Origin of the sequence: Mesorhizobium sp. M7A.F.Ca.CA.004.04.2.1 (assembly GCF_004022825.1) — a bacterium.
Lineage (GTDB): Bacteria > Pseudomonadota > Alphaproteobacteria > Rhizobiales > Rhizobiaceae > Mesorhizobium.
Genome location: NZ_RZPH01000630.1, coordinates 1 through 3,606 on the forward strand (window position 1 = coordinate 1; position 3,606 = coordinate 3,606).

The 3,606-nt window shown below is 63.9% G+C and carries 3 protein-coding genes and 1 pseudogene; all 4 read right to left on the reverse strand.

Annotation, left to right across the window (positions count from 1 at the left end; genetic code table 11):
* Positions 1-125: 125 nt before the first annotated feature.
* On the reverse strand, positions 126-707 hold the full coding sequence (locus EN893_RS24105) for a CarD family transcriptional regulator (RefSeq protein WP_013529179.1): 582 nt from the start codon (positions 705-707) through the stop codon (positions 126-128).
* Positions 708-1,074: 367 nt separating this feature from the next.
* Positions 1,075-1,413, reverse strand: a complete 339-nt coding sequence (fdxA, locus tag EN893_RS24110; protein ID WP_127267257.1) for a ferredoxin FdxA — start codon at positions 1,411-1,413, stop codon at positions 1,075-1,077.
* 234 nt (positions 1,414-1,647) lie between these two features.
* The gene (locus EN893_RS24115; protein ID WP_023814308.1) at positions 1,648-2,034 is read right to left on the reverse strand and encodes an RNA-binding S4 domain-containing protein; all 387 of its coding nucleotides are present in this window, start codon (positions 2,032-2,034) and stop codon (positions 1,648-1,650) included.
* A 16-nt stretch (positions 2,035-2,050) separates the two neighbouring features.
* Positions 2,051-3,606: pseudogene (locus EN893_RS24120) on the reverse strand (helicase); the annotation flags it as partial.

Consider the following 3,606-nt stretch of genomic DNA (forward strand, 5'->3'; position numbering starts at 1 on the left):
GATGCAGCACGCTGGTGCGCAGTACATCATCAACATCGAAGCTGCCGCCCAAAAGCAAAAGAGGCCCCGGTCAAACCGGAGCCTCCAATCGTTTCAGGCAGGATCTCTCGAAAAGGCGAGAAGGATCAGGCAGCTTCTTCCTGCTCGGCCTCTTCATTGTCGGCCTTGGCGCCACGCTTAGGGCCCTTGTTGAGGTTGACCTCGATCAAGCGCACGGCTTCGGTTTCCGACATGCGGTTGACGGCCGCGATCTCGCGGGCCATGCGGTCGAGCGCCGCCTCATAGAGCTGGCGCTCGGAATAGGACTGCTCCGGCTGGTTGTCGGCGCGGTAGAGGTCGCGCACGACTTCCGAGATCGAGATCAGGTCGCCCGAATTGATCTTCGCATCATATTCCTGGGCGCGGCGCGACCACATGGTGCGCTTGACGCGGGCGCGGCCCTGCACGACCTTCAGCGCGCGCTCGACATAATCCTCCTCCGACAGCTTGCGCATGCCGATGGAGGTCGCCTTGGCGACCGGCACCTTCAGGCGCATCTTGTCCTTCGAAAAGTCGATGACGAACAGTTCCAGCTTGTGTCCAGCAACTTCCTGCTCGTCGATCGAGACGATCTGGCCGACGCCGTGCGCCGGGTAGACGATGTACTCGCCGGTCTTGAAACCGTGACGCGCAGCGGTGGACTTCTTCTGCGGGGTGATCGTTGCCATTACGCCCTGAACTCCTTGTTGTGGCACCGGCGTCCTGCCGGTCCGAACTCGCGCGATCGGGGAAGCCGATCGTTAGCCGCACAACAGATGAACCCATCGGAAAGGCCGGACCGGCAAACCGCAACATCGCGACCGCCTGGCCCAGATCGCTCTGGTCCGAATGGGATTTTCACCTTTCAGTGATTTGGGGCGTCTGCGCCATAAATCGACGTTGTGTCACCGGCATGTTTCGCTGATGTAACACAAAAAGTCGGAAGAATCAAGGTTTTGCTGCATACGCGAAGGCCACAGGTCAGCGCCGGCTGTCAAGCCGGTTAATGTGACGTGCCTCTTACCCAGCGTAATACCGGCCTTTGCGGCCGTGTTGTCAATCGCCTTCGCCGGGCTCGGCCGAGAAGTATTTCTCAAACTTGCCGGCCTCGCCGTCGAAGGATTTGGCGTCTCCCGGCGGTTCCTTCTTGGCGGTGATGTTGGGCCATTTCTCGGCGTATTCGGTGTTGACCTGCAGCCATTTGTCGAGGCCGGGTTCGGTGTCCGGCTTGATTGCGTCGGCCGGGCATTCCGGCTCGCAAACGCCGCAGTCGATGCACTCGTCGGGGTGGATGACGAGCATGTTCTCGCCTTCGTAGAAACAGTCGACCGGACAGACTTCGATGCAGTCCATGTATTTGCATTTGATGCAATTGTCGGTCACGACATAGGTCATCGGTCGGCTCCGGGACGTCCCATTTTGTTGGGCTTTTTCCGTCAGGTAACGCCTTTGTCGACCGCTTGCAAGGGTAGCCATTGCGGACGGTGCCGGTGTTTCCGGAATGGAATTCCAGACTGCAGGCCCGGCGGAAGTCAGTCATGTCCCGCAGAGCGTCTGTTTGCCGGGCTCAGTTCTCGCCTCAGGCGTGCCGTTGTCCCAGAACCACTGCGTGTTTTTGGACGCCAGGCATCAATCTTCGCCGAGCAATCGGTCGGTCTGGCGACGTTCCTTCTTGGTCGGGCGGCCGCTGCCGGCCTCGCGCAGCCCCGGAATTGCATCGGGAGGGGCTTCGCCCTTCGGTGCGGGCGGTGGCGACATATCCTCGTAGAGCGTCCGGGCCTCCTCGGCCGGGCCGCGCCGTGCACCGGCGCCGAGCACCTTCCAGATGAAGATGCGACGCTCGAGCGTGATGGTCAGGACGTCGCCTGGCTTGACTTGGTCGGAGGCCTGCGCTGCTTTGTCGCGATTGATGCGGACCCGGCCGGCGACGACCAACTTCGCCGCCAGCGAGCGCGATTTCACGGCGCGGGAGAAGAACAGCCATTTGTCGATGCGCTGGCGGCCTTCGGCAACCATCGAAGCGAGCCGGGTTCTACTTCTTCAGCTGGTCGCGGAGAGCGGCGAGCTTGGCGAAGGGCGAATCCGGATCGAAACGCACCGGACGCTCCTCGCGCGGCTTCGGCTGGAAGGCCGGCTTGCCGCCTTGCGGACCACCTTTGCCATCAGGCCTGCCACCCTTCCAGTCGGGACGGCCTTCGCGGCGGTCGGGACGTTCGCCCTGCGGCCTGCCATCACGTCGCTGTTCGCCTTCGGCCTGCGGCTTGGGCTTGAATTTCGAGCGGTCGAAGCGCGGCTTGCCGGCTCCATCGCGCCGTCCTTCATGGGCCGGGCGTTCTCCGGGTGCAGCAGCGGCCGGTGCGCCGGCGGCATCCGCAGGCGCATCGCTTCGGCCGCGCGCTTGTCCGTTGCGCGGGCGATTGTTCCTGCGGTTGTCATCGCGGTTGCGCGGGCGCTGTTCGAAGCGGCCCTGACGCCACAACAGGATGGGTTTTGGTGCTTCGGCTTCCGGCGCGGGTTCGCCGACAGCTGCTTCAGTCACCGCCACAGGTTCGTCCGGCGCGGCGTCCGTTGCGGGCGCGGCATTTGCCGCCAGGTCGGCCGTTGCGGCTTCTTCTGCCGCTGCGGCTTCAGTCTCGGCAGCTTCAGCCTCTGCCTGCGGTTCAGCCGGTGCCGGTTCAGCAGCAGCCTCGGCAACAGGCGCTTCGTCTTGCACGGTTTCGACCGGAGCGTCCGCCTGTTCTTCCACGGCAGGCGAAGCAGGTTCCGCCGCGGCGTCGGAGGTGATTTCGGCGGGAATTTCGGCCGCGGTTTCCGAAACGGCCACTGCGTCCGATGCCGCCTCCGACTCTTCGACGGCTGCCTCTGCTGCGGCATCCGTTGCCGCGGCTTCGGCCGATTTGGCCTGCTCGGCTCGTTCAGCTTCTTCCGTCGCCAGTTTCGCCACCGCCGCTTCGCGGGCGGCGTTGTCCTGCGCTTCGAGCCGCGCCTTGACCTCGACGGCCGGCTTAGGCTCGGCACGATAGCCGAGACCCTTGAGAATTTCTTCCATGTCGTCCGCGGTGGCGCCGAGGATCGACATCATCGGCGGCGTCACCATGAAGGACTGGCCGTCATAGGCGCCGTCCGGGCGCTGGCCGAGGCCGGGCTTCCAGTTGGTCGCCGGACGGATCAGATCCGCCAACCGTTCCAGTATGTCGATGCGCACGGCGCGACGGCCGAGATTGCGGTAGCCGGCAAGCTTATAGAACGTCTTGTCGAAAGCAGGGTCGATCACCACCGAGGTGCGACCCGAGGCGAGCGCATGGACCACGTCGCCAAAACCCGGCTTGTCCTTGCCGTCGTTCTTCAGCGCCCACAACAGCGTCACCAGTCCGGCAGGCGCCGGCTTGATCAGCGCCGGCACGAAGACATGGTAGGCGCCGAAGCGCACGCCAAGCCGGCGAAGGGTGGCGCGGCCTTCCTGGTCGAGCGACTTCATCTCCTCGGCGATGTCGCGGCGGTTGATGAGGCCGAAATTCTCGACCAGCTGGAAGGCGATGCCGCGGCCGATGCCGGAAATCTGGTCGGCGTTTTTCAAGTCGACCAGTG